General features: G+C 66.5%; 33 protein-coding genes. 18 read left to right on the top strand and 15 right to left on the bottom strand.

Features of this window, described 5'->3' with window-relative positions:
- Positions 1-8: 8 nt before the first annotated feature.
- The 11 genes from IHE49_RS14680 to IHE49_RS14630 all read left to right on the top strand — a co-directional run bounded on the left by IHE49_RS14680 (position 9) and on the right by IHE49_RS14630 (position 8551).
- Positions 9-968 (top strand): PD40 domain-containing protein, encoded by a 960-nt coding sequence (locus IHE49_RS14680; RefSeq protein WP_192159204.1) that lies wholly within the window; start codon positions 9-11, stop codon positions 966-968.
- Between the two features lie 158 nt (positions 969-1126).
- Positions 1127-2074 (top strand): hypothetical protein, encoded by a 948-nt coding sequence (locus tag IHE49_RS14675; RefSeq protein WP_225578465.1) that lies wholly within the window; start codon positions 1127-1129, stop codon positions 2072-2074.
- A gap of 38 nt (positions 2075-2112) precedes the next feature.
- Positions 2113-3006, top strand: a complete 894-nt coding sequence (locus tag IHE49_RS14670) for a PD40 domain-containing protein (protein WP_192159200.1) — start codon at positions 2113-2115, stop codon at positions 3004-3006.
- Between the two features lie 44 nt (positions 3007-3050).
- Positions 3051-3596: a DUF1579 family protein gene (locus IHE49_RS14665; RefSeq protein ID WP_192159198.1), complete on the top strand. Its 546-nt coding sequence runs from the start codon at positions 3051-3053 to the stop codon at positions 3594-3596.
- Positions 3597-3610: 14 nt separating this feature from the next.
- Positions 3611-4780: a histidine kinase gene (locus IHE49_RS14660; protein ID WP_192159196.1), complete on the top strand. Its 1170-nt coding sequence runs from the start codon at positions 3611-3613 to the stop codon at positions 4778-4780.
- Positions 4777-5520, top strand: a complete 744-nt coding sequence (locus IHE49_RS14655; protein WP_192159194.1) for a response regulator — start codon at positions 4777-4779, stop codon at positions 5518-5520. The genes IHE49_RS14660 and IHE49_RS14655 overlap by 4 nt, the downstream gene beginning before the upstream one ends.
- Positions 5521-5641: 121 nt before the next feature.
- Complete coding sequence (locus IHE49_RS14650) at positions 5642-5839, top strand: hypothetical protein (RefSeq protein ID WP_192159192.1); 198 nt, start codon at positions 5642-5644, stop codon at positions 5837-5839.
- A 23-nt stretch (positions 5840-5862) separates the two neighbouring features.
- Positions 5863-6852 carry a PD40 domain-containing protein gene (locus tag IHE49_RS14645; protein ID WP_192159190.1) on the top strand — a complete coding sequence of 330 codons (990 nt, stop codon included), beginning with the start codon at positions 5863-5865 and terminating at the stop codon, positions 6850-6852.
- A gap of 12 nt (positions 6853-6864) precedes the next feature.
- Positions 6865-7440, top strand: a complete 576-nt coding sequence (locus tag IHE49_RS14640; protein WP_192159188.1) for a hypothetical protein — start codon at positions 6865-6867, stop codon at positions 7438-7440.
- A 23-nt stretch (positions 7441-7463) separates the two neighbouring features.
- Complete coding sequence (locus IHE49_RS14635; RefSeq protein WP_192159186.1) at positions 7464-7649, top strand: hypothetical protein; 186 nt, start codon at positions 7464-7466, stop codon at positions 7647-7649.
- Positions 7646-8551 (top strand): hypothetical protein, encoded by a 906-nt coding sequence (locus IHE49_RS14630; RefSeq protein WP_192159184.1) that lies wholly within the window; start codon positions 7646-7648, stop codon positions 8549-8551. The genes IHE49_RS14635 and IHE49_RS14630 overlap by 4 nt, the downstream gene beginning before the upstream one ends.
- A 7-nt stretch (positions 8552-8558) precedes the next feature.
- Here the strand turns inward: IHE49_RS14630 and IHE49_RS14625 are convergent, their stop codons facing one another.
- The 6 genes from IHE49_RS14625 to IHE49_RS14600 form a co-directional block, all read right to left on the bottom strand.
- A complete protein-coding gene (locus IHE49_RS14625; protein ID WP_192159182.1) occupies positions 8559-9680 on the bottom strand; it encodes an AI-2E family transporter in 1122 nt (373 codons plus the stop codon).
- Positions 9677-9973, bottom strand: a complete 297-nt coding sequence (locus IHE49_RS14620) for a hypothetical protein (protein ID WP_192159180.1) — start codon at positions 9971-9973, stop codon at positions 9677-9679. Before IHE49_RS14620 ends, IHE49_RS14625 begins: the two co-directional genes overlap by 4 nt.
- Positions 9970-10440, bottom strand: a complete 471-nt coding sequence (locus IHE49_RS14615; protein WP_192159178.1) for an ABC transporter ATP-binding protein — start codon at positions 10438-10440, stop codon at positions 9970-9972. Before IHE49_RS14615 ends, IHE49_RS14620 begins: the two co-directional genes overlap by 4 nt.
- 5 nt (positions 10441-10445) lie before the next feature.
- The gene (locus IHE49_RS14610) at positions 10446-10808 is read right to left on the bottom strand and encodes a DUF883 family protein (protein WP_192159177.1); all 363 of its coding nucleotides are present in this window, start codon (positions 10806-10808) and stop codon (positions 10446-10448) included.
- 35 nt (positions 10809-10843) lie between these two features.
- Entirely contained in the window at positions 10844-11002 is a 159-nt protein-coding gene (locus IHE49_RS14605) for a DUF1328 domain-containing protein (protein ID WP_192159319.1), read from the bottom strand.
- Positions 11003-11120: 118 nt separating this feature from the next.
- Entirely contained in the window at positions 11121-11735 is a 615-nt protein-coding gene (locus IHE49_RS14600; protein WP_192159175.1) for a YbhB/YbcL family Raf kinase inhibitor-like protein, read from the bottom strand.
- Positions 11736-12219: 484 nt separating this feature from the next.
- Between IHE49_RS14600 and IHE49_RS14595 the strand changes: the two genes are divergently transcribed.
- Together IHE49_RS14595 and IHE49_RS14590 are read left to right on the top strand one after the other, a co-directional pair.
- On the top strand, positions 12220-13692 hold the full coding sequence (locus IHE49_RS14595; protein WP_192159174.1) for an AAA family ATPase: 1473 nt from the start codon (positions 12220-12222) through the stop codon (positions 13690-13692).
- Entirely contained in the window at positions 13692-13952 is a 261-nt protein-coding gene (locus IHE49_RS14590; protein WP_192159317.1) for a DUF3820 family protein, read from the top strand. The genes IHE49_RS14595 and IHE49_RS14590 overlap by 1 nt, the downstream gene beginning before the upstream one ends.
- On the opposite strand, the gene IHE49_RS14585 is transcribed toward IHE49_RS14590, so the two are convergent.
- The 3 genes from IHE49_RS14585 to IHE49_RS14575 form a co-directional block, all read right to left on the bottom strand.
- Positions 13921-14934 (bottom strand): alpha/beta fold hydrolase, encoded by a 1014-nt coding sequence (locus tag IHE49_RS14585; RefSeq protein ID WP_192159172.1) that lies wholly within the window; start codon positions 14932-14934, stop codon positions 13921-13923. The two genes, IHE49_RS14590 and IHE49_RS14585, sit on opposite strands and share 32 nt — an antisense overlap.
- Positions 14931-15731: a lysophospholipid acyltransferase family protein gene (locus tag IHE49_RS14580; protein WP_192159170.1), complete on the bottom strand. Its 801-nt coding sequence runs from the start codon at positions 15729-15731 to the stop codon at positions 14931-14933. Before IHE49_RS14580 ends, IHE49_RS14585 begins: the two co-directional genes overlap by 4 nt.
- A gap of 71 nt (positions 15732-15802) precedes the next feature.
- On the bottom strand, positions 15803-16405 hold the full coding sequence (locus IHE49_RS14575; RefSeq protein WP_192159167.1) for a TetR/AcrR family transcriptional regulator: 603 nt from the start codon (positions 16403-16405) through the stop codon (positions 15803-15805).
- Between the two features lie 71 nt (positions 16406-16476).
- Between IHE49_RS14575 and IHE49_RS14570 the strand changes: the two genes are divergently transcribed.
- Positions 16477-17760 (top strand): MFS transporter, encoded by a 1284-nt coding sequence (locus IHE49_RS14570; RefSeq protein WP_192159165.1) that lies wholly within the window; start codon positions 16477-16479, stop codon positions 17758-17760.
- A gap of 15 nt (positions 17761-17775) precedes the next feature.
- Here the strand turns inward: IHE49_RS14570 and IHE49_RS14565 are convergent, their stop codons facing one another.
- The gene (locus tag IHE49_RS14565; protein ID WP_192159163.1) at positions 17776-18252 is read right to left on the bottom strand and encodes an Lrp/AsnC family transcriptional regulator; all 477 of its coding nucleotides are present in this window, start codon (positions 18250-18252) and stop codon (positions 17776-17778) included.
- 133 nt (positions 18253-18385) lie between these two features.
- Here IHE49_RS14565 and phhA point away from each other — a divergent pair, with 133 nt between their 5' ends.
- Complete coding sequence (phhA, locus tag IHE49_RS14560; protein WP_192159162.1) at positions 18386-19279, top strand: phenylalanine 4-monooxygenase; 894 nt, start codon at positions 18386-18388, stop codon at positions 19277-19279.
- 21 nt (positions 19280-19300) lie between these two features.
- Here the strand turns inward: phhA and IHE49_RS14555 are convergent, their stop codons facing one another.
- The gene (locus IHE49_RS14555) at positions 19301-20146 is read right to left on the bottom strand and encodes a CPBP family intramembrane glutamic endopeptidase (protein ID WP_192159160.1); all 846 of its coding nucleotides are present in this window, start codon (positions 20144-20146) and stop codon (positions 19301-19303) included.
- Between the two features lie 430 nt (positions 20147-20576).
- Between IHE49_RS14555 and IHE49_RS14550 the strand changes: the two genes are divergently transcribed.
- The 3 genes from IHE49_RS14550 (at position 20577) to IHE49_RS14540 (ending at position 24026) form a co-directional block, all read left to right on the top strand.
- Positions 20577-21464 (top strand): patatin-like phospholipase family protein, encoded by an 888-nt coding sequence (locus IHE49_RS14550; protein ID WP_192159158.1) that lies wholly within the window; start codon positions 20577-20579, stop codon positions 21462-21464.
- A gap of 411 nt (positions 21465-21875) precedes the next feature.
- Positions 21876-22811, top strand: coding sequence for a GlxA family transcriptional regulator (locus IHE49_RS14545; protein WP_192159156.1), 936 nt, complete (start codon positions 21876-21878; stop codon positions 22809-22811).
- A gap of 213 nt (positions 22812-23024) precedes the next feature.
- Entirely contained in the window at positions 23025-24026 is a 1002-nt protein-coding gene (locus tag IHE49_RS14540) for a VOC family protein (protein ID WP_192159154.1), read from the top strand.
- Between the two features lie 62 nt (positions 24027-24088).
- Here the strand turns inward: IHE49_RS14540 and IHE49_RS14535 are convergent, their stop codons facing one another.
- From IHE49_RS14535 to IHE49_RS14520, 4 genes are all read right to left on the bottom strand, one after another.
- Positions 24089-24541 (bottom strand): VOC family protein, encoded by a 453-nt coding sequence (locus IHE49_RS14535; RefSeq protein WP_192159152.1) that lies wholly within the window; start codon positions 24539-24541, stop codon positions 24089-24091.
- Positions 24542-24635: 94 nt separating this feature from the next.
- The gene (locus tag IHE49_RS14530; RefSeq protein ID WP_192159150.1) at positions 24636-25181 is read right to left on the bottom strand and encodes a hypothetical protein; all 546 of its coding nucleotides are present in this window, start codon (positions 25179-25181) and stop codon (positions 24636-24638) included.
- 205 nt (positions 25182-25386) lie between these two features.
- The gene (locus IHE49_RS14525; RefSeq protein ID WP_192159148.1) at positions 25387-26055 is read right to left on the bottom strand and encodes an SGNH/GDSL hydrolase family protein; all 669 of its coding nucleotides are present in this window, start codon (positions 26053-26055) and stop codon (positions 25387-25389) included.
- Complete coding sequence (locus IHE49_RS14520; protein WP_192159146.1) at positions 26052-26756, bottom strand: RES family NAD+ phosphorylase; 705 nt, start codon at positions 26754-26756, stop codon at positions 26052-26054. Before IHE49_RS14520 ends, IHE49_RS14525 begins: the two co-directional genes overlap by 4 nt.
- Positions 26757-26792: the final 36 nt, after the last annotated feature.

Below are 26792 nucleotides of genomic sequence, written 5' to 3'. Positions count from 1 at the left end.
GCAATCGCATGGCTTTTCGACACCGGGCACGCAGGCCGGCATGGATACTGGGTCTTTGCGTGCTGTTGCTCGCGCCAGTCGCATCGGCATCGCGCTATGCCGACATGCCCACGCGCGAGGGCCTGCCACTGCCGGCCACCGACCCCTGGGCGACCACAGGCGATGCCTCGCCCGCGTTCACCCCCGACGGCAACACGGTGTTCTTCACCCGCAGCGTCGGCATGACCCGGAGCATCTTCGTCTCGCACCGGCGCGACGGCCGCTGGTCATCGCCGGAACTCGCTCCGTTCTCGGGACAATGGCTCGATTTCGAACCGGCCATGTCGCCCGACGGCACCTATCTGGTGTTCGTCTCCAATCGTCCCATCCATCCCGGCGGCAAGCCGCTGGACGGCTACTTCGGCGGCAAGAGCCGACCCGGCCATGGCGGCAACCTCTGGATGGTGGACATCGGCAGCCCCGATGGCCACGTCATCAACCAGCCGCTGCGGTTGCCCATGGCCGTCAACATCAGCTCGGCGACTTACTCGCCCGCCGTGGACATGTCCAATTCGATCTACTTCACCAACCCCGACCCGCACACCCATCACACACGGCTCTACGCAAGCGAACGCCCTGACGACGCCTTCCTGCCAGCCGAGCCGCTGTCGTTCAGCGACGGCATAGCATCCGACTACGACCCCGCCGTGGCAGCCGACGGCTGCTTCATCGTGTTCAGCTCGAACCGCGCACCCACGCCACCGGGCCACAGCGGCCTGTTCGTGGCCTACGCCACCGCGTCGGGTTGGAGCCGGCCGCAACCGCTGGGCATCCTTGGCATCGAGGCCCGCCTCGGCGCGAACCAGCACACGCTCTACTACCTCGCCGATTCGGACGAGCGCATCCACCAGCTGCCGCTTGCCGCGCGGCTCGCCGGGCATGCGCCAAGCCGGGGCGCGGCGCCGTGGTGCCTTCCGCACCATGATTGACGGCGGCGAGTGGCGACCTCCCATCCGGCTGGCCATGCCGCTGGTCACGGCGAACGCTCCGGCCGTCACACCTCGCGCGACAGCCACCGGCGCCTGCGCCACTTTGTCCCGGTAGATGTGTCCATGCACGGGCGCACCACCGAGGAGGAGTGATGGCGATGCGCCTGTCGACAGCGTTCGCGACATGGATGAGTTTTGCTTCCGTCGCGGCCATGTCCAGTCACGCGCCGACTGCGGACGGGCCCGTGGTCTTCGCGCCGGACGCCATTCCCGCCGGCGCCGATGACGGTGCCGCGGTGTTCACGCCGGACGGCGCCACTGTCTATTTCATGCGTGGCACCGGCGACGGCTCGACGCTGATGGAGTCGCGTCACCGCGACGGACGCTGGTCGCCGCCGACGGTAGCGCCGTTCTCCGGGCGCTGGCACGACCTCGACCCGGCGATGGCGCCGGGCGGTTCGTTCCTGCTGTTCGCCTCCAACCGTCCGGCTACCCCGGGCGATCCGCCACTCGACGCGGTCCACGGCGGCAAGCGCCACGTCGGGCAGGGCATGAACCTGTGGCGGGTGGACTGGCGGGGCGACCACTGGAGCACGCCGGTGCGCCTGCCCGATGTCGTCAATCGCTGTTCGCTGATCGCCTCGCCGAGTATCGCCGCCGACGGCAGCCTCTACTTCATCGGGTGCGCCGGGCCGCGCGGCGACTTCGCGCTGCTGCGCTCCCCCTACCGCGACGGCCGTTACGCGACGCCTCGCGTGGTGGCGCTGGGCGACGCGGATGCCACGATCCGCGATCCCGCCATCGCACCCGACGGCTCGTTCATCGTGGTCAGCGTCAAGCACGCTGCGCAACAGCCGTACCGCCTCGCCATCGCATTTCGCACGCCGACCGGCTGGAGCGCGCTGCAGGACCTCGGTGACGCGGTCAATGGCGGCAAGGAAAACATGGGCGCCCAGCTCGGCCCCGACCACCACACGCTGTACTTCTACAGCGACCGCCCCGCCGCCGGCGCGCAAGCGAGTGCGGCGTGGAACAACGGCCACGATCACATCTGGCAGGTGTCGCTGACGCCGTGGCTGGACGCGCATGCCGGGCACGGCCGTTGACGTCCCGATCATCACTCCATCCCCACGAGGAGCTGTTCATGCGTTGCCGACACCTGGTTCCTATCCTCGCCCTGGCTTTGGGCGTCGCTGTCTCCGCGCCGCCGGCGCGGGCAACCGCGGACGACACCGTGTCGCATCCGGCCGAGGGACCGTGGACGGCGGCGCACGATGCCTCACCCGCGTTCACGCCGGACGGCAACACGGTGGTGTTCACCCGCGGCCACGGAGCGGAGCGCCGCCTTTACGTCGCCAGGCGCCGCGACGGTACCTGGTCGGCACCGGTCCAGGCGCCGTTCTCGGGGCAGTGGATGGACTTCGAGCCGGCGATGGCGCCGGACGGCTCTTACCTGGTATTCGTCTCCAACCGACCGGTGAACGGCACCGGCAGCGTGCTGGACGGTAGCTGGGGCGGCAAGGCGTATCCCGGCCGTGGCGGCAACCTGTGGCGGGTGGATCGTGCCGGCGACGGCTGGGGCAAGCCACGGCATCTGCCCGAGGTCGTGAATGCCGGCACGTCGATCTTCTCGCCGGCGGTGGCGGCGGATGGCAGTCTGAGCTTCGTACGCGTCGATCCAGCCAACGGCACGTTCCGGCTCTACCGCAGCCGCCATGTGGACGGCCGGTATCAGGCGGCGCAAGCGTTGGCTCTCGGCGGTGGCGCCGCGGACTCCGACTACGATCCCGCGGTGGCGCCTGACGGATCCTTCCTCGTCTTCAGCTCGGATCGCCCGCCGGCACCCTCCAACGGCGCCCTGTTCATCGCCTTCGCGACGCGCGACGGCTGGAGCGCGCCGCTCGACCTCGGCGTCGCCGGAGACGAGGCGCGCCTGGGCCCGGATCACACGACGCTGTACTTCAGCGCCACCGACCATCGCATCCATCGCCTCGCGCTCACCCCCTGGCTGGCCCGGCACGCGGTGGCAAAGCCATGATCCGCCAGCAACTGCCTTGCGACGCCTGCCTCCGGAGCACATCGATGCATCGATCCCCCCGCGCGCAGCGCGGAGCAACCTTCGCACTCGCCGCACTGGCCGGTGCCGCCGGCTTGTTCGCCCGCACCGCTCCGGCACAGGCCGACACGGCGCCGACACTCGCGCCGCTCGCGGGGTTCGTCGGACACTGGCATTGCGAGGGCCGCTTCGCGAACGGCAAGCCCATCCGCTCAAGCGAGAGCTTCACCATCGAACTCGGCGGCCAATGGCTGCACATGCGGCATGCGGACGAGCCGCCAAACCGCTACCTCGCGGATTCGTGGTGGGGCTACGACAAGGTCGCGAAGCATTTCACCGCAACGGTATTCGACGATTTCGGCGGCGACCGGCGCTACACGTCGATCGGCTGGGCGGGCGACACGTTGACGCTGGAAAACGTCGCGACGAGCGGCTATCTCGATCGGTTCGCGTTCCAGCGCCACGGCGATGACGCCTACCGCGTGACCTACACCTACCGGAACCGCAGCGGCGCATGGCAACTGGGCGACGAGCAGTCATGCATGCGCGACGCACAGATGCCGCGATCCTAGACCCGATGCCGGCAATGCCTTCAGGCACTATCGCGAACGGCCTCCGCCGCGCAGACTGGCTCGCCATCCGGTGGTACGCCAGCGAGGATCTCGTGCTCGACCGCAGTGCAGCGCAGCGACTGAAGACCTGGGGGCTGATCTTCGGCTTCTGGACGCTGCTGGCGCTGTCCTACGCGCTCAGCGGCGGACTCGCCTCGATCAGCGAGGGCTATCCGCCGGGCTGGCTGCGCAACCTGGCCTGGAACCTCGGCAACTTCTGGCTATGGATGGCACTGATGCCGCTGGTGGGCTGGCTGGGCCGGCAAAGCGTGGGGCATGGCTGGCGGCGCTTCTTCGCCGTACATGTGCCGGCTTCGCTGGTGGTGGCGCTGGCGCAGATGATGGTGCACCTGGTGGCGTTCTGGTACCTGTGCGGTCCCGGGCGCATGCCGGAAGTGCACACGCTGGGCCAGTACGTGCGCATGGAGTTCGCCTACAGCTACCACCTGGCCGTGCTCACCTATTGGATCGTGCTGGTGGTGCTGCGCGGCATGGAGTCGCGGCGCCGGCTGCGCGATGAACAATTGCGCAGCGCCCTGCTGGAATCGCAGCTGGCACAGGCGCAACTGCAGGCCCTGCGCATGCAGTTGCAGCCGCACTTCCTGTTCAACACGCTCAATGCGATTTCCGCGCTGGCGCTGGCCGACCCGCTGCAGGCGCGGCTGATGATCGCGCGGCTCAGCGACTTCCTGCGCCTCACGCTGGAGGAACGTCACGCGCCGCAGGTGCCGCTGGCGCGCGAGCTGGAGTTCCTGCGCTGCTACCTGGACATCCAGCAGGTACGTTTCCAGGACAGGCTCAGCACGCGGCTGGACGTGGCCGACGATGTGCTGCGCGCCGCCGTACCCAACCTGATCCTGCAACCGCTGGTGGAGAACGCGCTGCGGCACGGCCTGTTGGCCAAGGCCGAACCGGGCAGCCTGCAGGTGACCGGCCACCGCGACGGCGACGAGCTTTACCTGCGCGTGGACGACGACGGCCTGGGCCTGCCGCCCGATGGCGCGAATGAGGGCATCGGCCTTACCAATACCCGCGCCCGGCTGGCCATGCTGTTCGGCGGCGACGCGCGGCTGGAGCTGCAACGCCGCGACGGCGGCGGGACGCGGGTGGAGCTGCGCCTGCCGTTCCGCGAGCACATCGCATGAGCGCCGCAGGGATCCGCGCGCTGCTGGTGGACGACGAGGTGCTGGCGCGCCTCGCATTGCGGCAGGCGCTGGCCGCCCATGCCGACGTGGCGATCGTCGGCGAGTGCGGCAATGCCGCCGAGGCGCTGCAGGCGATCAAGGCGCTGGCGCCGGACCTGCTGTTCCTGGACATCCGCATGCCCGGCATGGACGGCTTCAAGCTGCTGCACCAGCTGCAGCCGCAGGCATTGCCGATGGTGGTGTTCACCACTGCCTACGGCCAGCACGCGCTGCGCGCGTTCGACGCCGGCGCGCTGGATTACGTGCTGAAACCGATCGACCAGGCACGCTTCGACCAGGCGATGGATCGCGTGCGCCGGCACTGGCACGGCCTGCAGGCACCCGTGGCGAATCCCGCATCTGCGGGCCACTTGCAGCGCATCAGCGTGCGTGTGGGCGAGCACATCCGGGTGATTGCGGTGGACGCCATCGACTGGATCCGCGCCGACGGCAATTACGTGCAGATCCATGCCGACGGCACCCGCTACCTGCATCGCGAGGCCCTCAGCCATCTGCTCGACGGGCTCGACCCCTCACGCTTTCTGCGCATCCATCGCGGCGTGATCGTCAACGTGGAACGCATCCGCGAAGTGCATCCGCTGTTCAACGGCAATGCCGAAATCGTGTTGCGCGATGGCACGCGGCTGGATCTCAGCCGGCGCTTCCGGGCCGGCGCACGCGCGGTGCTGGGCCTGCCCTGACCGTTCGCCACGCATAGGCGACCGCTGGTCACGAGCCATATCCGCTCGTCACGAAACAGCGGCGGCGTGGCATGGATGACGCGCACGCTCCACGGCATCGTCATCGTGCCAAGGAAGCCGCATGGCCCATCGCATGTTCGCGCTGCTTGGCGCCCATCTTCTGCTGCGCGGCGCCGGCCTCGCTGCTGCGGGCGCCGCAGACATGGCCTCGTCGCAGCCGAAGATTTTCGCGCCCGGCTCGCTATCCGGCCTGTCGGCCGTGGAATGCCTCACCTTCGCGCCCGATGGCGCCGCCGTGTTCTTCGACCGCGCCGCATAGGCGCGCCCTCATCAGGAGCAAACATGTCCCCACGTTCTTTCGTCCTGGCCGCCCTCATCGCAGCCGCGATGACCGCCCCCATCGCCGCGCGTGCGCAAAGCCACGGCGAACTGGTCGGACCCGGCACGATCTCCACCGCCCTGCAGGAAACCTCGGCTGCACTGACGCCCGACGGCAACACGCTGTACTTCATGCGTTCCGACTTTGCCGAACGGGACGACACCATTCTTGTCTCGCATCGGGTGGACGGACACTGGGGCATGCCGCAGGTGGCCTCGTTTTCCGGACAATGGCACGACTCCGAGCCCACGTTGTCGCCGGACGGCCAGCGGCTGTACTTCGTCTCCAACCGTCCCCTCCAGCCGGGCGGTGCATCGCTGACGACGGAAATGGGCGGCCACCATTTCGCAGGCACCAATCTCTGGTACGTGCAACGCCAGGCCGACGGCCACTGGAGCGAACCGGTACACGTGGACGGCGCGCTCAACGACGGGGCGATGATCTACAACCCCTCGGTGGCGGCGAATGGCGACATCTATTTCTCCGCGCACCGGCCGGACTCCGGCGCCGCATACCAGATCTACGTGGCGCACCGCACGGCGCAGGGCTACGCGACACCGCAACGCGTGGACCTGGGCGACCTGGCGCACAACCGCATGGACCCTGCCGTCGATCCGCGAGAGCGCTTCCTGGTCTACGCCGGCGACGAGGGCGATTCGCTGGGTAGCGCCGATCTCTACATCGCATTCCGCCAGGCGGACGGCCACTGGGGCAAGCCGCTGCACCTGCCGGGCGAGGTCAACAGCACGGCGCTGGAGAATGCGCCTTCGCTGGGGCCGCGCTTCGGCGAGCTGTTCGTCTCCAGCAGCCGGCGCGACGAGGTGAGCTTCCCCAAGCCGCGCGACAACGCCGCCACCCTGCAGCAACGCCTTGAGCAACCACTGAACGGTTCGCGCAACCTGTGGCGCTTCGACATTTCCGACGTGCTGCGCGCGCACGGCATCACGCCCTGACACGGAGGCCACATGACCCGCATCCGCCTATGCTCGATCCTGCTGGCCGGTTTGTCGTTACCCGGCTTGGCTGCGGCCGCTGCTTCCACCACGGCGCCGGCACTGACTCCCGCGTTTCGCCCCGGCGCGAGTTTCGGCAACGTGTTTTCGCGTACCGTCGCCGTCCAGGCACCCGGCTTCGATGAAGCGGTGCACCGTGTCAGCGGCACCGCGACCTACCGCGTGACCGACGCCGCCCTCGCGTCGCCGCATCTGTTTGTCGATTACCGCTACGACGGCCGAGCCGCGGGCAGCGGCACGGCGGAACTGACCGACAGCGGCGCCACCAATTGCTTCGACGGCAAGTGCACGCCCAACACCGATGCCAGCGGGCTGGCCTACAACCCGCGGCTGTGGGGATCGCCGCCGGCCACGCTCAAGCTCGGTCAACGCTGGACCGTGGACATCGCGGGGCCATGGGAGCTGGGTCCCGCTGGCAAGCAGACCGTAACCGTGGTGGCGCTCGACCCGCCAGCCACACCGTCACCCTGGAACGCGAAGGGAGCGGCGATGGCGCGTGGCTGGATGAGAAGCCGCAGCTCACGCTGACCCGCGACGGCAAGCCTTGCGAGGTGACGCGACAAGCCGGGCACGCACACTGGCACGGCTACACCACGTTCCGCGACGGCGTCGTGCTCAGCGATGAGCTGGTCAGCACGCGGCGGCTGATACTGACCTCCGCCCGGTACGGCCACGTCGAAGCCACCGAACGCCAATACATCCTGCTCAACGCCATGCCAGTGGAGGCAACACGATGATGCGCACCGTGACGCATTTATGCCTGACCATCGGCCTGCTGCTGACCACGGCGGGCGCACAGGCCGCCGCCACGGCGACCGCCGCGCCGCAGCCCGTCACGCTGGGTGGCATCCTCCATCCAGACAGCGACGACACGCTGGCCTTCACTCCCGACGGCAATACGGTCTTCTTCGATCGAAGCGAGGGCAAGCGCAAGACCATCATGGTCTCGCGCAAGATCGACGGACGCTGGTCGCAGCCTGAGGTCGCGGGCTTCTCCGGGCACTGGTTCGACCAGGATCCGGTGATGGCACCGGATGGCAGCTATCTGTTGTTCGACTCGGATCGACCGCCGACAACGGGCAGCAAATCGCTGACGCAGGACTACTTCGTCGGCGGCTCCGCGCCGGGTTCCAACATCTGGCGAGTAAATCGGGAGGGTGATGGCTGGGGCAAACCGGTCTGGCTCGGCGCCGTCGTCAACAACGATGTCTTCGTCGACTTCGCCAGCATCGCCGCCGATGGCAGCCTGTATTTCATCCGCTGGGACAAGCAGGCCAAGGTGATGCACACCTGGCGTGCGGCATACCGCGACAGCCGCTATGGGACACCGGTGCGCGCAGGGCTGGGCGATCCGGATGTGTCCACCCACGATCCGGCAGTGGCGCCAGACGAATCCTTCGTCGTATTCGACTACGGCAAGACCAAGGGCGGTCTCGGCCGGCTGTGCATCGTCTTCCGCGAAGGCAACCACTGGGGAAAGCCGATCGATCTCGGCGACACCGTGAACCGGGACATGCCATGGGGATCGCACATCGCGCCGGATGGTCACAGCGTGTACTTCACCGGTCAATCGGGCATCTGGCAGCTCGACCTCACGCCCTGGCTGCGCCAACACGCGACAGCCACGGCCGGACTGTGATGCCGCGCTAGCGCTGCACCATGTGCCCAAACCACTCCCAGCCGCGCACATGCTCGGCGATCAGCTTGACGCTGGTAAGCATGGGCACCGCGAGCAGCGCGCCGGGGATGCCCCACAGCCAGCCCCATACCAGCAGCCAGACCAGGATGGCGATGGGGCTCAGTCGCATGCGGCGACCGAGGATCAGCGGCGTCACCAGGTTGCCTTCGAACGCGGTGAGGCCGGCAAAACACAATGCGGGCAGCAAGGCGTGGGTGAGGTCGTCGAAATGCGCCAGGCCTACCAGCAGCAGCACGGTGGTGGTGACGATGGCACCCACGTAAGGGATGAAATTGGCGAACATCGCCACCGCACCCCACAGCAGCGGGTCAGGCATGCGCAGCTGCCACAGCAGCGCCGTGGTGACCATGCCCAGTGAAAAATTGATGAGCAGGGTTGTGAGAATGTAGCGCGACACTTCCTGCTGGATACCACGCACCACCGACACCGCCTGCCGCTTGTGGTTGAAACCGGGCGTGATCTCCACCAGACGACGCAGCAGCAACTCGCCATACACGAGGAAGAAGAACACCAGCAGCACGACGGTGAGCACCGCCGCCAGCACCTTGGGTGCGGTGGACATCACGTCCCACGCGCTCACCGCCACGTCCACCGGCTCCGGCCTGGCACGCACGGGATGGCCATTGACCAGGGTCTGCGTGGCACGGTTGGCCGCCTCCAGCGGCTGGGTGAAATGCTCAAGCTTGGGCACGAAACTGCGGATGGTGGTTGGGGCGTCGTGGAACCATTCCAGCGCCGGCGGCGTGAGCAGGCCGATGCCTGTGCCGATACCGCCGATCAACGCCAGCATCAGCACGCTGGCGCCCAGCCAGCGCGGCAGGCCGTGGCGGGCGACGCCGGCCACGATGGGATTCAGCGCCAGGCCGATGAAGGCAGCCAGCACCAGCGGGATCAGCAGGGCCTTGCACAAGGTCACCGTGTACAGCAGGGCCAGCAGCAGCAAGCCGTTGAGGAGCACCCGGATGGCGCGCAGGTGGCGGCGCGTGCCGAGCACGTTGCGGCGTTCGAAACCGCCATGCGCCGGCGGCGGGGCGATTTCATCCGTCTCCCCGCCAACGGGCACGTTCATGGGGAAGCTTGATCCGCGGCATTGGCGCCCAGCTCCGCGACCAGGCGCACGCCTTGCGCCACGGCCTCGGCGAGTCCGCCGCGCAGCAGCGAGTCCAGCCCCGGTATGCGCAGCGGCGAGGCGTCGAGAGTGCCCAGCACGAAACCCGCGCCACCCGCCGCGCCGAGCATTAGCAGCGGATGCTCTTGTCCGCGCGCCAGCAAGGCGGCCGCAGGCGCGGCCAGTTCCGTGCGATGCGCCGCTACCCGCGCCTGCGCCGCGCGCACCTTGTCGAGTTGTCTGAACAAGCTCACGGCCTGCCCTCCCCTGCACCGTCGTTCTGGATGTCGCTTTCCGCGCGCCGCATCGTCTCGCGCATCATCGTATTCCATTCGCGGCGCGTGGCGGGCAGGCTCATCCAGCGCATGCAGCGGCGGAACATCGCAACGGCGCCAGCGAGCAGCAGCACCTGCAACAGCGCCAGCACCAGCAACGCCCAGATCCACGAATGGAACCACACCGCCAGCAGCGCGCCAATCATGCCGAGCAAGGTCAAGCCCAAGGCCACGCCGGCCACAGTGGCGACCAGCGCAGCCACCAGCAGCCACGACACCGCGCTGCGCGCCAGCCCCAACTCGGCGGCGAGCAGCTGCAATTGGGCACCGAACAGCCGTCGTGCCGCGCTTGCAAGCCGGTTCAATTCATCCAGCAGAGACGAGGACGGCGCCGGGGGCTCCGGCGCCGTCGCGCGATCCTGCCCGCGCGCGGGTTCCTCCTGCATGAGGGTCAGCGCCGCAGCAAGCGGCCGAGTAACCAGCCGGCGCCCAGTGCGATGGCCACGGACTGCACCGGCTTCTCGCGCACGTAGTCGCGCACCTGCCCCAGCCATTCGTCGGCGCGATCCATCGTGGCGTCGTAGGCGGCCCGACCGCGCTCGCCGGCATCGGCTAGCTTGTCGCTGGCCTGATGCGCGCCCGCAGCTACCTTGTCGGTGGCGCGGTGCAGGCTGGCCTCGATATGGTCGGCGGCGCGATCCACCGCTTCCTTGGTACCTGCCACCGCGCTGGACGTGGCCTGCTTGACGCGCTCGGCACTGTCATCGATGCGGCTGCTGCTGGTGTTGCCGGTGGTTGCGGGATGCTGGTTCATGTTGCCTCCTTGAAGCCATGCCATGGGACGTCGATTCATTTCGCTCGCCGCAGGAACGCGACGATCGCCAAGACCAGGAACGCGACGAACAGGATCTTCACGACAAGCGCCGCCACGCCCCCGATCAAACCACCGAAGCCCAGCGCAGCGGCAACGACGGCAACGATGAGGAAAATCAGCGCGTAGTGAAGCATGGCCTTGCCCTCTTGAACGAATGCCGACCGCGGCGTGTCCTCCGTGCAACGCCATTCATCCACACCGTGCGCCTTCCGGACGTGAAGGCGCGGACTTGCTACGCCTTCATGCCCGCATTCACAACGGATTGATCGTGTAGGTTCCCATCAACTCCGCCTCTGCCAGCACGTGGCCGTGCATCGCCTCACGCAACTGGGCCAGCGTGAAGCCGCCGCGCAGGTCCAGCTTCGCCACATCCAGCGCATGGATGCGGAAGTGGTAATGGTGCACGATGCTGTCGTTCCACGGCGGGCACGGGCCATCGTAGCCGAGGTAATCGCCGCCCATCTCGGCATCGCCGGCGAACCAGCCGGTGTAATCGTTCAAGCCCTGCACGCTGCCCGGCGGCCCAATGGGATCGCGCTTGCCGCGCGGCGTGATGCCGTCGCAGCACGAACCTTCGCCGAGCTCTCCGCACTCTTCGGGAATGTTCGCCATCAGCCAGTGAACGAACTCCACGCGCGGCAGGTCGGCCGGTACCACGCGACCCTCCTTGTTCACGTCGTCGCCACGGCTGGGCACGTCGGTGTCGATGCAGGTGAGCACGAAGGAGCGCGTGCCTTCCGGTGCATCCTTCCACGACAGATGCGGGCTGCGGTTGTCCGACAACGCCACCGGCGCGCCGGGTTTGCCGAAGGCATTGGCAACGGGGATAGGCCGGCCATGGTTGAAATCGTCGCTGCGCAGTTGCATGGGAAGCTCCCGGATCAGTGAATCACGGAAGCATGCCGCAAGGCATGCGCGAGCGCATCTGCTGGTCGCGACGTCGTACGTCACCCTGTGACCGCGCCCGGCAGGTCGTCGCTCGCCAACACGCTGTGGCCTGGCGAGGCTGCACGTCGTCCGGACGGCCCCGGGCTTGTTCGTTCTGTTCGAAGCCGGTGATGTGCGACTGACAGCCCGCCGCCTTGTTGCCGTCGAGGCGCACCGTCATCGCACGGTGACCGGATTTTCATGCGGTTCCAGACCGTGTTTGGCGATCAGGATCGCGCCCCTGTAGGTCGCCGGAACCTGCCTACCCGCAGAAGCGCATGCCGAATGAAGCCAGGTGCGCAAAGTAAAGACAGGAACGAAGGCGGGCGCGTGGCGCGTCTCCGGTCGGCCGGAAAAGCCAAGCCTGTACCCATGCCGTATCGCCTAGCGGCTCTGCTAACGTGCGCGCTTCTACGGAGGAAGCATGAGCGAACTGCAAGACCTCACCACCCTGGTGCGCGCCGCCACACCACTGCTGGTGATCGAGACGGTAGACGAGCAGCGCGTGATCGAATGTTTCCGCCACGTGATCGCGCAGGCGCTGCATCCGCTATGGCGTTGGACCTTGACCGACGGGCTGCAGCGCCTCGATTTCGCGCGACGCGACACTCAGCCGGCGTCCGATGTCACCAGCACGCTTGAGGCGATCCGCGCCGAACCCGAGCGCGGCATCTACCTGCTGTTCGACTTCCACGGCCTGCTCGGTTACGCAATGAGCCAGCGCCTGCTGCGCGAAATCGTGCAGCGGCAACGTTGTGCTGCACACACCATCGTGCTGGTGGGCGCGAAAGTGGAACTGCCGGGCGAGCTGGAAGCGCTGGCGCTGCGCGTTCCGCTGGCGCTGCCCGACCTCAAGGCGTTGGCCGCGATCATGCGCGGCGAGGCGCTGGCGTGGCAGCGCGAGAACAACCGCCGGCTGGAAGTGGACAACGATGCCGCGCGCACCATTGTGCGCAACCTGCTCGGTCTGTCCGCACCCGATGCACGGCGCATCGTGCGCAAGCTGATCTACAACGACGGCGCGCTGGGGCCGGAGGACTTGCCCGAGCTGATGCAATCCAAGTTCGAATTGCTGAATCGTTCGGGCCTGCTGCATTACGAATACGCCACCGCCAGTTTCGCGGACATTGCCGGCGTTTCGCGCGTGCGCGAATGGGTGCAGCGCCGGCGCGCCGTGTTCCTCGCTGCCGAACCCGATCCCGTGTTCGACCCGCCCAAGGGGGTGCTGTTGTTGGGCGTGCAGGGTTGCGGCAAGAGCCTCGCCGCCAAGGCCATCGCCGGCGGCTTCGGCGTGCCACTGGTGCGACTGGATTTCGGTGCGCTGTACGACAAGTACCAGGGCGAGACGGAGAAGAACCTGCGCGAGGCGCTGGCCAGCGCCGAATTGCTGGCACCCTGCGTGCTGTGGATCGACGAGATCGAAAAAGGCCTTGCCAGCGGCGGCGAGGACGGCGGTGTGTCGCGCCGCGTGCTCGGCTACCTGTTGACGTGGATGGCCGAACGCAAGTCGAAGGTGTTCGTGGTGGCCACCGCCAACGCGGTGCACGAGCTGCCCGCAGAACTGCTGCGCAAGGGACGCTTCGACGAGATCTTTTTCGTGGACCTGCCGCGGCCCGAGATGCGCGCGGAGATCTTCGCCATGCACCTGAAACGTCGCCGGCTCGATCCTGCGGCGTTCGACCTGCCTGCGCTTGCCGAAGCAAGCTCGGGATTCTCCGGGGCCGAGATCGAACAGGCCATCGTCAGCGCACTGTACGACGTCGCCGGTCATGGCGAGCTGGATCAATCCGCTTTGCTCGCCGCACTGGTGCAAACCCGGCCCCTGTCCGTGCTGATGCGCGAGCAGGTGGAGACATTGCGCGCATGGGCGCAGGGACGTTGCGTGGCGGCGGATTGATGGAGGCCGACGACCTCAAGCGCCTCGTCACCGTGCGCATGCCGTTCGGCAAGTACAAGGGCCACCTGATCGCCGACTTGTCCGGTGCCTACCTCGCATGGTTCGCACGCAAAGGCTTCCCGCATGGCGAACTCGGCAGACTGCTCGCGCTGATGCTGGAGATCGATCACAACGGCCTGAAGCGGCTGCTCGATCCGTTGCGGGGGGCGCAGAGCGCCGCCCAGGCGGCTAGCGCAATGACCCGTCTGCCACGGCGTTGAAGCGCGCCGCAATGTAGTCGTCGGTGAAGCTGGTCATGTCGCGGCCGCGGATGAAACCGCAATGGCCACCATGGTCGGAGATGTCCAGTTCCACGTTCGGCGGCAGGCGCAACTGCTCGAACGCGCCCACCGGGATCACCGGGTCATCGCGCGCGGTGAGGATGGTGGCAGGGATCTGCATGGCCTGCAGCGCGTCACCGGCCACCGAATAGCCGTCCAGGTATCCCTGCAATGACTGGAAATCGGTATGGCGCAGCACCAGCGACTCGGTGAGGCCGCGCAGATTCTGCTTCAGCTCGGTGAGCTCGAAATAGTTGTGCTGCGGGAATGCGCTCTGCTTGGCGAGCAGCGATTTGCGCCACTTGCGCACGAAGTAGGCCTGGTAGAACCAGGGTGCCGCCTCTTCCAGCGAGAACAGGCCCTCGCTGGGATCGATGATCGGGCACACCGCCAGCACATAGCTGAGCGGGATCCCGAGGCGCGAGGTCTGCAATGCCGCGCGCAAGGCGAAGTTGCCGCCCAGCGAGAAGCCGGCCAGCGCCATCGGCCGTGCCGGCCAGCGCGCGGCGATGTCGGCCAGCGCGAGTACTACCTCGTCGAGCCGGCAGGAATGGAAGAGCGCCTCGTTCAACGCATGGCTGTCGCCGTGGTCGCGGAAGTTGAGGCGGAAGATGTCCCAGCCGTCGGCGAGCAGCCGGCTGCCGGTCTGCAGCACGTAGGTGGAGTCGACGCTGCCCTCCCAGCCGTGGAACAGCACGGCAAGGCCGCGTGCCTGCGGGCGGCTTCTCTGTGCGGTGAATGCACCGGTGAGACGCACGCCGTTGCCGCCGTCCACCATCACCGCCTCGGCACCTTCCTGCACGGTCCGCGCGGCGCGCGGCAGCAGCAGGCGGCGTATGCCGCTGGAGGAAAGCATGGTCTGCACATGCCCACTGGTGAGCGGCCATGTCGGACGGAAATCCTTTCCGCACGGCAGGTTCATGCGTTGCGATCCTCCAGCGCCGCGGCTATGCGCTCGCGCGACAGCTCGGCCATCTTGCGGCGCGCGTCGGGGCTGGCCGGCACAGGCTGCAGGAAGTGCACCTCCGCATCCATCGGCGCGCTGCCGAGCAGGCGCAGGAAGTTGCCCATGAAGCTCTCGTGTTCGCGGAAGCCGGCATCGACGATGCGCTTGCCGTCGCGCGCAAAGCGCAACGCCACCGGCTGCAACTGCGTCCCGGCATCCAGCGCCGCCTGGAAGATGCGTGCATGGAACACCTTGAGCACGCCATCGTGGCCCGTGCCGCCTTCGGGGAACACCGCCACCGAACGGCCGACGCGCAGGCGCTCCACCATCACCTGCATCACCGCCGCCAGCGAGTGGTTGCTGCCGCGGCGATGGAAGATGGTGCCGCCGCTGGCCGCCAGCCAGCCCACCAGCGGCCACCGCGCGATTTCCGCCTTAGCGACGAAGCAGACCGCACGCTGCGAATGCAGCAGCACGATGTCGATCCACGAGGTGTGGTTGGCCACGAACAGCACCGGGTCCGCCAGCGGCTGGCCCATGCGCACCGAGCGCAGGCCGAAGATGCGCAGCAGGGCGGTGGACCACCAGCGGATCAGCTTGTGCGCAAACGGCTCGCGCCCATCCTTCATCACCTGGTTGCGGTTCCAGCTCATCACGAAAGCGGCGAGCAGGATCGCCAGCAGGATATGCAGCAGCAGCAACGGCACCCGCCACAGATAACGCAGCGGTTGCAGTTGGTTGCGTGGGGGCGCGGCGGGGGCGTCGGTGCTCATCAGTCGGTTAGTTTAGCCTCAGTCGGCGACGGGTTTGACCACTCCGCCGCACATGTTCCGCAACCGGCGGCTCAGCTGCCGAGGCTGGCTTCGATCAGGGTTCGCGCCGCCTTGCCGAGCATCCGCGCCGGGCCGCCGCGGCCGAAAGTCTGGCCAGACACATAACTTCCCTCGATCAGCAACAGCAGGCCGTCGGCCAGCGCCTCCGCGTCGCGCGCGCCCATTGCGCGGCACAATTCGCGCAGGCGCTTGCGCAAGGAACGCTTGCTCTCCACTGCCACCTTGTGCGCCGGGTGGTCGCGCTCGGGGTATTCGATCACCGCGTTGGTGAGGCCGCAACCGCGGTAGCCGTCGCTGGAGGCGCGCGAAGCCAGCCCGTCCAGGTAGGCCAGCAGTTGGGCCTTGGGGTCGCCGGGATGTTCCGCCGATGGGGCTTCGAAGACGCGGCAGAAACGCTCGTTGTAATCGCGCAGGTAATCGGCTGCCAGTTCGTCCTTGGATTCGTAGGCGCGGTACAGGCTCGGCTTGGTGACGCCGGCGCGGTTGACGATCTCCTCCACGCCGATGGCCCGGATGCCTTCGCGGTAGAACAGCTCGAAGGCCGTATCGCGGATGCGGTCGGCGGCGCGGGGACGCGCCTCGGCGCCCTGGGCGGGTTTGTTTCGGACGGGCATGTGCGGCACTCGTTGACAATGTTACCGATCGGTACGTATGCTGCGCGAACCACAACGTACCGATCGGTAACATGACTATATCGCGCCCTCGCCTTCGCGGCCAGAACTACGCCTTCGTCGTGGTGGCCGTCGTATTCCTCGCCCTGCTGGTCTCCGCCGGCATGCGCGCCACGCCGGGCGTGCTGATGCTGCCGCTGGGCCGAGCCTTCGGCTGGAGCCGCGACAGCATCTCGGCCGCCGCAGCGGTGGGCATCCTGCTGTACGGCCTGATGGGTCCGTTCGCGGCGGCGCTGATGCAACGCTTCGGTATCCGCCGGGTGTTGATGGCAGCGCTGGCGGTCATGGGCCTCGCCGCCGCATCCAGCGCGCTGATGACGCAGCCGTGGCAGCTGGTGGCAAGCTGGGGCGTGCTGTCTGGCGTGGGCACGGGTTGTGTGGCGGTGGTGCTGGGCGCCACCGTGACCGGCCGCTGGTTCAGCACGCATCGCGGCCTGGTGATGGGCCTGCTTACCGCCAGCACCGCCACCGGCACGCTGATCTTCCTGCCCGGGCTCGCGGCGATCTCGGAATATGCCGGCTGGCGCGCGGTGGTGCTATTGCTCGCCGCATTGTGTGCGGTGCTGATCCCGGTGGTGCTGTGGCTGTTGCCGGAGCGGCCTGCCGACATCGGCCTGACCCGCTATGGCGCGCCGTCCGGCGAACCCGCCGACGTCGGCATGCCTGCCGGCAACCTGCTCGCGCTCACGTTGGGCGCATTGCAGCGGGCCAGCCGCAGCGGCGCGTTCTGGCTGCTGTTCGCCACCTTCTTCGTATGCGGTTTCACCACCAACGGCCTGATCGGCACCCATTTCATCGCGATGTGCGGGGACCACGGCATTCCCGAGGTGCGCGCGGCCAGCCTGCTGGCAATGATGGGCATTTTCGACCTGGTCGGCACCACGGCTTCGGGCTGGCTTACCGACCGGGTCGATCCGCGCAAGCTGCTGTTCGCCTATTACGGGTTGCGAGGCCTGTCTCTGATCTACCTGCCCTATTCGGATTTTTCGCTGCAGAGCCTGTCGCTGTTCGGCGTGTTTTACGGGCTGGACTGGATCGCCACCGTGCCGCCCACGCTGCGCCTCGCCACCGAATCCTTCGGCGAGCGCGACGCGCCGGTGGTGTTCGGCTGGGTGGTCGCAGGCCATCAGGTCGGCGCTGCCGTCGCAGCCTTCATGGCCGGCGTGTTGCGCGTGCAGCTGGGCAGCTACCTGATGCCGTTCGTGATCGCCGGCGCGAGCGGTGTGGTCGCGGCCTTCCTCGCGCTGCGCATCCGCCGCGCGCGCTGCGATCTTGCGCCGGCGCTGGAAGCGGCCTGAACCCCTGCTCGCGATCTAACGTTCCAACTGCGTCAGCGGCAGCGACGACGAGCGCTTCACCGTGCGCAGCACGAAACTGGAATTGACATCGGCCACGCCGGCGTCGTTGAGCAGGCGATCGAGCAGGAAGCGCGAAAAGTCGGCGAGATCGGCCACGAAGACGTGCAGCAGGTAATCCATGTCGCCGGTGAGTGCATGGCAGGCCACCACTTCGTCCCAGCCGCTGATGCGTTCCACGAAGCGTTCGATCATCGCCGCTTCGTGCTTCACCAGCTGCATGCGCACGAAGGCCTGCAGGCCCAGCCCCACCACCTGCGGATCCACCTGCGCGGCGTAGCCCGTAATGACCTTGTCCGCCTCCAGACGCTGCAGTCGGCGCAGACAGGCGGACGGCGACAGGTTCACCCGTTCGGCCAGCTCGGCATTGGTGATGCGACCCTCGGTCTGCAGCACGGCGAGCAGGCGCAGGTCGATGCGATCCAGCGCTGTCATGCACGATACCTCGACATAATCATCTTTGAACGCACGAATATTGCGCATTTCACCCAACAATACGCAACATTGCAAGTTTCATGCGACGGCTTCGCCGTATGCTCTCGGTATCCATCCCACCCGGCCGCCCACCATGGAAAACACCACACCCCGCAAGGTCGAACACCAGCAGACCGATCGCGGCTACATCCCGGTCTACGCCACCGGCGTGGTGGAGCAGCCGTGGGACAGCTACTCGCGCACCGACCACGAGGTGTGGGACACCTTGTACAAGCGCCAGCGCGAATTGCTGCCCGGGCGCGCCTGCAAGGAATTCCTCGCTGGCGTGGAGCGCTTCGGCCTGGGCGATGGCGGCATCCCGAAGTTTTCCGAACTCAACAAGGTGCTGGCCGAGGCCACCGGCTGGGAGCTGGTGGCGGTGGAAGGCCTGCTGCCGGACGAGGTGTTCTTCGACCACCTCGCCAACCGCCGCTTCCCGGTGAGCTGGTGGATCCGCAAGCCGGACCAGCTCGACTACCTCAGCGAGCCCGACCTGTTTCATGACCTGTTCGGCCACGTGCCGCTGCTGCTCAACCCGGTGTTCGCCGACTACATGCAGGCCTATGGCCGCGGCGGCATGAAGGCCTTCGCGATCGGCCCCGAGGCGCTGATGAACCTCACGCGCCTGTACTGGTACACGGTGGAATTCGGCCTGATCCACACCGACGAAGGGATGCGCATCTACGGCGCCGGCATCGTCAGCTCCAAGGGCGAATCGATCTATTGCCTCGACTCGCCAGCGCCCAATCGCATCGGCTTCGGCCTGGAACGCGTGATGAGCACGCGATACCGCATCGACACCTTCCAGCAGACCTACTTTGTGATCGACAGCTTCGAGCAGCTGTTCGAAGCCACCCACCCGGATTTCACGCCGATCTACGCGAAGCTCAAGGCCGAGCCTGCGCATGCCGCTGCCGATGTGCTGGACGGCGACCGCGTCTTCAACCGCGGCACGCGCGAAGGATTTGCGACCGGCGCAGACGCCTGAGCGGTCCAGTGTCGAGCGCCGTCACCCTTCTTCCGCGCTCGCGGCGGGAAGGGCGGCTGTGCTGCGGTAACACCTCGACGCGAGCGCCACCGCCGCCGCCGCACCCAGCGCCAGCAACGCGAACACGATGAAGCCACGCTCGTTGCGCTGGGGCGAGCGATCCACCAGTACGAACAGGTTGAGGGTGAGATTGAGCGTGGTGTGGAACAGCAGTGTCGCCAGGATGCTCTTGCCTGTGCTCTCGTAGGCCCACACGAACAGCACGCGCAACGCGACCGCGAAGATCGCAAACGCCCAGAATGGCAGGAACGACTGCGTCACCCCCACGATGAAGAACAGCGGCAGGTGCCAGCAGGCCCAGATCACGCCCAGCATGACCGCTGCCGGCAGCAGACGCCGGCCACGCTGCAGGTTGTCGATTGCATAGGCCCAACCGAACTCCTCGTTCACCGCGCCGCCCATGAACAGCATCATCGCGAACAACAGCGGAATCTGGCCTGCCGGTACGGCCAGTGCAAAAGCAGGGCCGCCAAGCGACGCATAGACCCATGCCGCGACCAGCCCCAGCGCCGGTATCAGCAACAGCGCTGCCAGCAGGTAGCGCAAGGCGATCCGCCAGCGCAGGGCACGCGAAGCGAAGCGCCCCAGCGCCGACCAACCGCCGTCGCGAAGCAAGGCGATGAAGACAGCCAAGAATGGCGCATACGAGCCGGCGATCAGGAAGGCCATCTGCGCGCCGCCGGATACCGTTAGCACACCGCGGCTGCCCAGCAGCGGCACCAGCCAGAAGCCCCAGGCGATCACAAAGGCGAGCAGGAAAAATAGCCGCAGCGATCTCTTCGATGAAACACCGACAGACATCTTCATGGGCAGTGCGTCCAGGCAGGGTGGCTTCGATCGATTACGGACGTACGTGTCGTGCAATCACCGACCGGAGGCATGCTGCCATCACGATGCGCCTCCGCACCAGGACGCGCCATTGTCGACGTGACCGACGCCGGGCCGAGCGTGCCGGAGGTCACTGTCCGGGCCCATCCCTGTCGCCGCGCTTCGGTTCGCCCACCCCGGACACCTGCCTGCGCCACGCCAGTGGATCGGTTTGCAGTTCACCCGGTCGGTTCTCCTGGCGCTGCACTCTGGCCATGGAGATCGTGAAAAGATCTCCGGCCGACATCGCAACGCCCGAACCGGCAAGCGGGCCGTCCATATGCCAATTTATTCGCATGTCGGACTTGTACCTTGTCGTCCATGCCTCCATGCGCGGATTACGCATCTCAACCCACGCAGGGAAGCCGCCATGCACATTGAATCGCTCGCCAGCCTCGACCTTGCCTCCATCGACACCCTGATCTTCGCCGGCGGCGGCAACCGCTGCTGGTGGCAAGCGGGCGCGATCTCGCATTTGCTGGCGCAACATTGGCGATTACCCGCGCAACTCGTGGGCACCAGCGCAGGCGCCGCCGTTGCCGCCGCCTTTCTCACCAGCGGGCCGCAAGTCGCGCTTGCAAGCTGCCAGCGCCTGTATGCCGGGCAAGCCCGCATGTTCGAATGGCGTGGCCTGCTGCGCGGGCGACTGCGTTACGCGCACCGCCATATCTATCCGGCATGGCTGGCCAGCTTCATCGATGCCGACCATTTTCGGGCGCTGCGACAATCGAAGCATCGCCTGCAGGTGGCGATCACCCGTCCGGCGCGCTGGCTGGGACTGCATGGCTCCATCGGAATCGCCACACTGGCCTATCTGGCGGACAAGTTCCTGCGCGGGCCCCTGCACCCCGGGTTGCCGCGCCGACTTGGCCTGCGACAGGAATTCCGTGCACTGCACGACTGCAGCAACCTGGGCGAAGCTCACGCATTGCTGACGGCTGCAGGTGCCGCACTTCCTTTCATTCCCGCGCGACGCATCGACGGCGAATACGCATTCGATGGTGGCTATACCGACAACGCGCCACTTCCGCCGCAAAGCGACCATGAGAAAGTGCGCACTCTCATGTTGCTGACCCGCCACTACCCGAAGTTGCCTTCCCTGTTCCGCGCCAACGGGCGCAACTACTGGCAACCCGGCACGCGTATTCCGGTGAGCATGCTCGACTGCACCGTGCGCGCCACCGTGCTCGATGCATGGGCGCTGGGGGAGCGCAACGCGCGCGAAGCACTCACAAACGGCGGACTACGTATCGGGTGAAGCACTCATTCATGCCTCGTCGCGAAAGTTTTCGATGGTGGCCAGGTGTTCAACCGCTACACATACGAAGCGTTTGCTGCCAGCGCGGGCATCGACTTTTCAGCACCACGCGTCGTTCTGGTGAAACCCGAGGCATTGGGCGCGAACGCAGACTCTGGCCAGGTACCGTTTCGGATTCGGCTCGGTGCGACGCCAGGGCCGGTTGCTTGATGGCACCGGCAGCGCCTGCTTCGGGCTGCGCAGAGCGGACATTCCGAACTGCTCCTGTGCTCGCGTATTTCCGTCGCGTTATCGGCTTCCGGGGGAACCCGGAGGCGCACAGCCCAAGCGGCTCAGGCCATCAGTCACCTTGACGCCCGCGCCATGGTTGCGCCAGTTTCCGGGCATTCAATCAAGTCATTGACGGCTGCCATGCGACGCGAGATCGCCATCGTCGTTTTCCCCGGGTTCCAACTGCTGGATGCCGCCGGCCCGGTGGCCGTGTTCGAGATGGCGGAACGTTTCCGGCCGGACAGCTATGCGATCAACGTGCTGGCCCCCGGCGGCGGGATTGTGCGCAGCTCGTCGGGTGTTTGCCTGGCAGCAGCGCCAATGGAATCGGGGTGTTTCGATACGGTCATCGTCTCGGGCGGCAATCTGGCCCAGGTCGAGGAAAACCAGGCCGGCATTGTGGCGTGGCTCGGCGACGACGCCTGGCGCCGCGTGGCCGGAGTCTGCTCCGGCGCATTCTTCCTGGCGGAGGCCGGACTGCTCGACGAGCGGCGCGCCACCACGCACTGGGCCGCGGCCGAACGCTTCCGGCTGCGCTATCCCAAGGTGCAGCTCGATGCCGACCGGATGTTCGTCAGGGATGGCGATGTATGGACTTCGGCCGGCATTTCCGCCGGGATCGATCTTGCGCTGGCCCTGGTGGAGGATGACCTCGGACCCGGCATCGCGCGACGTGCGGCCCAGCAGCTCGTCGTGCATCAGCGACGGCATGTGGGGCAGTCGCAGTATTCCGTGCTGGTGGAACAGGGCGGCAAGACCGGGCGGTTCGGCGAGCTGGTCCGCTGGATGCGCGCGCGCATCGCCGAACCGATGCCGGTCGATCGGCTGGCCGAGCGCGCCGCGATGAGCCCTCGGCATTTTGCCCGCGCCTTCGCGGCCGAAATCGGCGCGACGCCGGCGAAGGTGGTGGAAGGCTTGCGACTGGAAGCTGCCCGCGTCGCAGTCGAAACCAGCCATCTGCACATGGATCACATTGCCGCCTCGACGGGATTTGGCGACGCGAGCCGCATGCGCCGCGCCTTCGTGCGCGCTTTCGGCGCATCACCCCAGTCGCTGCGCCGCGGCGCCGGCGCCTGATTGCCGCAACGGTCGTGGCGACTTCCCGCGTTGACCGTTTTTGTCCGGAAATTGTCCTTGCGGCCGAGTCGCCCGACCCTCGATAAAAGAGCGCAGCGGTCGAACAACACGCCTGCTGATCAACCAGGTGCCAGGCATCGTTGCGCCTGCGGCCACGACAGTCATGAGACTCGCGGCCAACGCAAGGAAACCGCTCTCCACGTAAGGACCCGTATGCGCTTGATCCCGCTTCTTTCCGCATGGCTTCTGTGTGTCGGCGCCGCGCAGGCTGCCACAACGACACCTGCACCAACGAATACCGGCACCCGACTCGACCACATCTTGCTGTGGGGACGCGGGATCGACCAGGTCACCTCGGTCATGGCCGTCAAGCTGGGTTTCCAGGTGCGTCCAGGACGGGATCCGGGCGGCGTAGCCAATCGCTATATCCGGCTCTCGGATGGCAGCTTCATCGAACTGTTGGGCATCACCCGCCCGGATCCTGCTTTCGATCCAGGCATGAAGCAGGACCAGGAAGCCCTGAAGGGCGGCCCAGGCTCACGCACATTTGGCTTCCGCACCTCGTCGCTCGACGCCATTCACACCACGCTGCAGGCACTGCATTACGCCGTCACGCCGTTCTTTTCCGGCCCGGACGGTGCGAAGCCGGGCTGGCGCCTGTTCGCCTTCGACCATGCGCCGCTGTCGAGCAACACCTTCTTCATCGATTACGCCGCCGACTACGCGCCCGACCAGTTCGACCCCGGCAACGCCGACGACTACCGCGTAACGCGCGAGCACCCCAACGGGGCACGCGAACTCTCGGCAATATGGCTGGTGTCCGGGGATGCCGACGCCGATCGCCGGCAACTGGAGAAGATGGGCTTCGGACATGCGGTGCCGGTGAAGTTGCCCGAAGTCGGTGCGACGGGATTCTGCATACCGGTCGGACCGACCGCGCTGCTGGCACTTCAGCCCGAGGGATCGGGCCTTGCCAAGCGAGTCATGGCAGGGGGGCCGCGCATTCTGGGCGTCAGCTTCGGGGTGGCCGATCTAGAGCGCGCGCGACGCTGGGTCGAGCGTGGCTACGAAGGCAAGCTGGCAAGCTATCGCGGGCTGTCCGGCGAATCCTTCCTGGCCCCTACGCAGGACGATCTCGGCCTTTCCATCGAGTTCCATGCCATGGAGCCGGACAACCTGCCCTGCGCAGCGACGAAAGCCTCGCACGATATGTGAGGCAGCAAGCACCGAAGCAGATCGGCCAGGTTGCAACGTCAGGTGCACGTCGCACCCACCGACTAGTGCTTGGGTTCCCACAGCTCGACCTTGTTCCCTTCGGGATCCAAAATCCACGCGAAACGGCCGTTCGGATCGCTGTCATCACGCTTGAGGACCGCAACGCCTTTGGAACGCAACCTCGCGAGCAACGCGTCCATATCGTCCACGGCATAGTCGATCATCAATCCGCTCGTCGACGGCGCGAAGTATTTCGTCGATGCGGGAAACGCATTCCAGGCGAGCGCGGGAGGGTGCTTGGGCGCGTCATAGCGGAGGGTCGCACCGCCCCACGTTTCTACCGGCATGCCAAGAACATCGCGATACCACGCTGCAAGCGCCTTGGGGTCTTTCGCCTTGAAAAAGACCCCGCCGACACCGGTGATGTGCCCGGCCGGAGGCGCGGATGCCGCCTGCGCCAGGCCGGTTAGTGGGAGCGAGGCCAGACATAGCAAGAGAATCGGTCGCCGCTTCATCTATGTACTCCCGGTTCGCATGGCTTTCGCAATCCGCGTGCTCAATCAATCCCACCGAATGCCCATGACGCGATCGGGATGAAAGGGCAATCCGCTAACGGTTCTGGTTCGGAACCATATGATCTTCCGTCAGGTGGATCACGGTGGGGTACGCATGTGCCAACAGGGGATATCTGCTGGCCACGACCGGTAGCCAACGCTGCGATTGATCACCCACCCGGAAACCGAAAGTCGGCATGCCGCCCGGCTTATGGAAACTATTCAGGGTAAGCAGCAGATCACCGACATAATTGATTTTTCCGGGCTCGATGGTGAAGGGCATGCGATATGACGTCGACCCTCCGGCGACAGACCCCAGCTCCAAATCTGTCCAGCTGTAATCCCCCGCCGGAAGCTCAATCACGATGAGGTTGCTCCGCTGGGGAAGATTGAGAGTTGTCGCCGAAGAAAAGCCATGGAGCTTGTCGACTTTGATACTCACAGGCGGATACGCCACACCGCCTACCGACCATACAAAAACGTTGGCGACCATGATGCCGATCCCTGGGGGCAGAGCCGCGGTGTCTTTCATGACCGGCGCTGTCGCGCAGCTGCTGAGCAGCATGACCAGCGGCAAGAGCCATAGCTTGCGTAACGACATATTTTCCCCTGTGTGTTCGCCGTACTTCCATGGTATCGGCAGCCGGTGTCCGAGTCAGGTATCTGAGGACTTCGTTAGAGCGAGAAAGCCGCGGCACGTTCGCCAGTCATCCTGGCTCTCCGCCAATGTGACTAGCCTCGTTTCGACTCCCGCCATGCGCCGAGGGTGACCGTGCTGAGCCGGTCAAGCCTCACGCAAACCCGCATCACCGCCCGTGCGCATCCACCCACGGACGCACGATGCCGATCCACAGTTCATAGCCCGTGCGGTTCATATGCAGGCCGTCCTGTATGAACCACTTGGCCTGCGGTTGCCCATCCTTGCCCAGCATCGGCGTGAAGATGTCCAGATAGGCCACCTGCTTCTGCGCAGCCGCGTAATCGCGCACCAGGGCGTTCGCCTCGCGGATCTTCGGCAGCAGGGCCTTGCGTGCCATGCTGGGCTTGATAGCGATGAAGGCGACGGGCACGCCTGGGTCGACAGCGCGCGCCTTGCGCACGAAGGCCGCGAAATCGTTGCGCACCTGCTGCGGACTGTTGCCGGCTTCGATGTCGTTGTCACCTGCGTACATCACAATGGCGCGTGGGTGATACGGAGCCACGATGCGGTCGGCAAAGAACGTGCTGTCGGCAATCTCCGAGCCGCCGAAGCCGCGGTTGATCGTGGACACCTCGAGGAAATCGTTTGCCAGCGTCTTCCAGAACCGGATCGACGAACTGCCGATGAACAACACCGCGCCCGCGGGCGGTGGTTGCGCATGGTCCGCCTGCTCGAACGCCGCGATATCGGTGTTCCACTGCGTGTGGTCATGGGCCATGCGCGCGGAAGCGCACAGCGGCAGCAGGGCAAACAACAAGATCAGCCAGTGTTTCATCGTGCCTTCCGTGGGATGCTTCGTGCGAGTTCCGACACTTCCAGCACCCGTGCAATGCGCTTACCGTCCCACCGATAGATCAGGTGCTGCGCCTGCACGCAGGGTGCGACCACGTCGGGCTGGAATGCTGCCACGCATTCGCCGCCATGGTCGCGCACGCTGTCGTACACGATGCCGTTGGAACCGGCATCGCGCAGCGTGCGCGCGAGTTTGACACTGGCCGTATAGGAATCGGCATCGTGTTCCTTCTTCCAGCCGTCCCGGATGTCGTGCAGGCGGCTGTCGATCCGGGTGCGATAACAGCGCATCTGGATTTCGCAGGCCGGTTCGTGGGTGGCTGCGAGGAAACGTTCGCGGTGGTAGACGGTTTCCTCCACTGCCGTCGCCACGCTGTGCGCGGCGTAGAAGACGCCCCAGTTTCCGTCGGAAAAGCGGCTGCCTTCCGGGTTCAGATGCGTGAACGCCGCCATCACCGGGGTCGAGCCAGGACCGCTGATGCGGTGCTCCTTCGGCACCAGCTTCAGCACGCCAGCCTCCTCGCGAAGACGCGGGTTGGTCAACGCCTCGATCGCGAACACTGCGTCGAGATCTGCCGGATCGGCAATGCGGTCATATATGCCCACCGGCGGAAAGCGGCTGGGCACGATGCGGTACGCGTGGCTCCAGCGGATGCGACGGACGGGCGGCAGATCGGCAGGCATCACTGTTGTCCGTATCGTTCCTGTAGGCCGGGAGAG

Origin of the sequence: Rhodanobacter sp. 7MK24, assembly GCF_014842995.1 — a bacterium.
GTDB lineage: Bacteria > Pseudomonadota > Gammaproteobacteria > Xanthomonadales > Rhodanobacteraceae > Rhodanobacter_A.
This window is presented reverse-complemented; position numbering and strand designations above follow the sequence as displayed.

Bases quoted from the DNA above. Each gene is read 5' to 3' on its own strand.
- IHE49_RS14590 (WP_192159317.1), top strand. From the start codon at position 13,692: ATGGAGGCCGACGACCTCAAGCGCCTCGTCACCGTGCGCATGCCGTTC.
- IHE49_RS14595 (WP_192159174.1), top strand. From the start codon at position 12,220: ATGAGCGAACTGCAAGACCTCACCACCCTGGTGCGCGCCGCCACACCA.
- IHE49_RS14580 (WP_192159170.1), bottom strand. From the start codon at position 15,731: ATGAGCACCGACGCCCCCGCCGCGCCCCCACGCAACCAACTGCAACCG.
- IHE49_RS14540 (WP_192159154.1), top strand. From the start codon at position 23,025: ATGCGCTTGATCCCGCTTCTTTCCGCATGGCTTCTGTGTGTCGGCGCC.
- IHE49_RS14530 (WP_192159150.1), bottom strand. From the start codon at position 25,181: ATGTCGTTACGCAAGCTATGGCTCTTGCCGCTGGTCATGCTGCTCAGC.
- phhA (WP_192159162.1), top strand. From the start codon at position 18,386: ATGGAAAACACCACACCCCGCAAGGTCGAACACCAGCAGACCGATCGC.
- IHE49_RS14650 (WP_192159192.1), top strand. From the start codon at position 5,642: ATGGCCCATCGCATGTTCGCGCTGCTTGGCGCCCATCTTCTGCTGCGC.
- IHE49_RS14675 (WP_225578465.1), top strand. From the start codon at position 1,127: ATGCGCCTGTCGACAGCGTTCGCGACATGGATGAGTTTTGCTTCCGTC.
- IHE49_RS14520 (WP_192159146.1), bottom strand. From the start codon at position 26,756: ATGCCTGCCGATCTGCCGCCCGTCCGTCGCATCCGCTGGAGCCACGCG.
- IHE49_RS14565 (WP_192159163.1), bottom strand. From the start codon at position 18,252: ATGACAGCGCTGGATCGCATCGACCTGCGCCTGCTCGCCGTGCTGCAG.
- IHE49_RS14625 (WP_192159182.1), bottom strand. From the start codon at position 9,680: ATGAACGTGCCCGTTGGCGGGGAGACGGATGAAATCGCCCCGCCGCCG.
- IHE49_RS14535 (WP_192159152.1), bottom strand. From the start codon at position 24,541: ATGAAGCGGCGACCGATTCTCTTGCTATGTCTGGCCTCGCTCCCACTA.
- IHE49_RS14610 (WP_192159177.1), bottom strand. From the start codon at position 10,808: ATGAACCAGCATCCCGCAACCACCGGCAACACCAGCAGCAGCCGCATC.
- IHE49_RS14575 (WP_192159167.1), bottom strand. From the start codon at position 16,405: ATGCCCGTCCGAAACAAACCCGCCCAGGGCGCCGAGGCGCGTCCCCGC.
- IHE49_RS14630 (WP_192159184.1), top strand. From the start codon at position 7,646: ATGATGCGCACCGTGACGCATTTATGCCTGACCATCGGCCTGCTGCTG.
- IHE49_RS14660 (WP_192159196.1), top strand. From the start codon at position 3,611: ATGCCTTCAGGCACTATCGCGAACGGCCTCCGCCGCGCAGACTGGCTC.
- IHE49_RS14600 (WP_192159175.1), bottom strand. From the start codon at position 11,735: ATGCAACTGCGCAGCGACGATTTCAACCATGGCCGGCCTATCCCCGTT.
- IHE49_RS14655 (WP_192159194.1), top strand. From the start codon at position 4,777: ATGAGCGCCGCAGGGATCCGCGCGCTGCTGGTGGACGACGAGGTGCTG.
- IHE49_RS14665 (WP_192159198.1), top strand. From the start codon at position 3,051: ATGCATCGATCCCCCCGCGCGCAGCGCGGAGCAACCTTCGCACTCGCC.
- IHE49_RS14545 (WP_192159156.1), top strand. From the start codon at position 21,876: ATGCGACGCGAGATCGCCATCGTCGTTTTCCCCGGGTTCCAACTGCTG.
- IHE49_RS14525 (WP_192159148.1), bottom strand. From the start codon at position 26,055: ATGAAACACTGGCTGATCTTGTTGTTTGCCCTGCTGCCGCTGTGCGCT.
- IHE49_RS14555 (WP_192159160.1), bottom strand. From the start codon at position 20,146: ATGAAGATGTCTGTCGGTGTTTCATCGAAGAGATCGCTGCGGCTATTT.
- IHE49_RS14670 (WP_192159200.1), top strand. From the start codon at position 2,113: ATGCGTTGCCGACACCTGGTTCCTATCCTCGCCCTGGCTTTGGGCGTC.
- IHE49_RS14615 (WP_192159178.1), bottom strand. From the start codon at position 10,440: ATGCAGGAGGAACCCGCGCGCGGGCAGGATCGCGCGACGGCGCCGGAG.
- IHE49_RS14605 (WP_192159319.1), bottom strand. From the start codon at position 11,002: ATGCTTCACTACGCGCTGATTTTCCTCATCGTTGCCGTCGTTGCCGCT.
- IHE49_RS14680 (WP_192159204.1), top strand. From the start codon at position 9: ATGGCTTTTCGACACCGGGCACGCAGGCCGGCATGGATACTGGGTCTT.
- IHE49_RS14585 (WP_192159172.1), bottom strand. From the start codon at position 14,934: ATGAACCTGCCGTGCGGAAAGGATTTCCGTCCGACATGGCCGCTCACC.
- IHE49_RS14645 (WP_192159190.1), top strand. From the start codon at position 5,863: ATGTCCCCACGTTCTTTCGTCCTGGCCGCCCTCATCGCAGCCGCGATG.
- IHE49_RS14640 (WP_192159188.1), top strand. From the start codon at position 6,865: ATGACCCGCATCCGCCTATGCTCGATCCTGCTGGCCGGTTTGTCGTTA.
- IHE49_RS14550 (WP_192159158.1), top strand. From the start codon at position 20,577: ATGCACATTGAATCGCTCGCCAGCCTCGACCTTGCCTCCATCGACACC.
- IHE49_RS14570 (WP_192159165.1), top strand. From the start codon at position 16,477: ATGACTATATCGCGCCCTCGCCTTCGCGGCCAGAACTACGCCTTCGTC.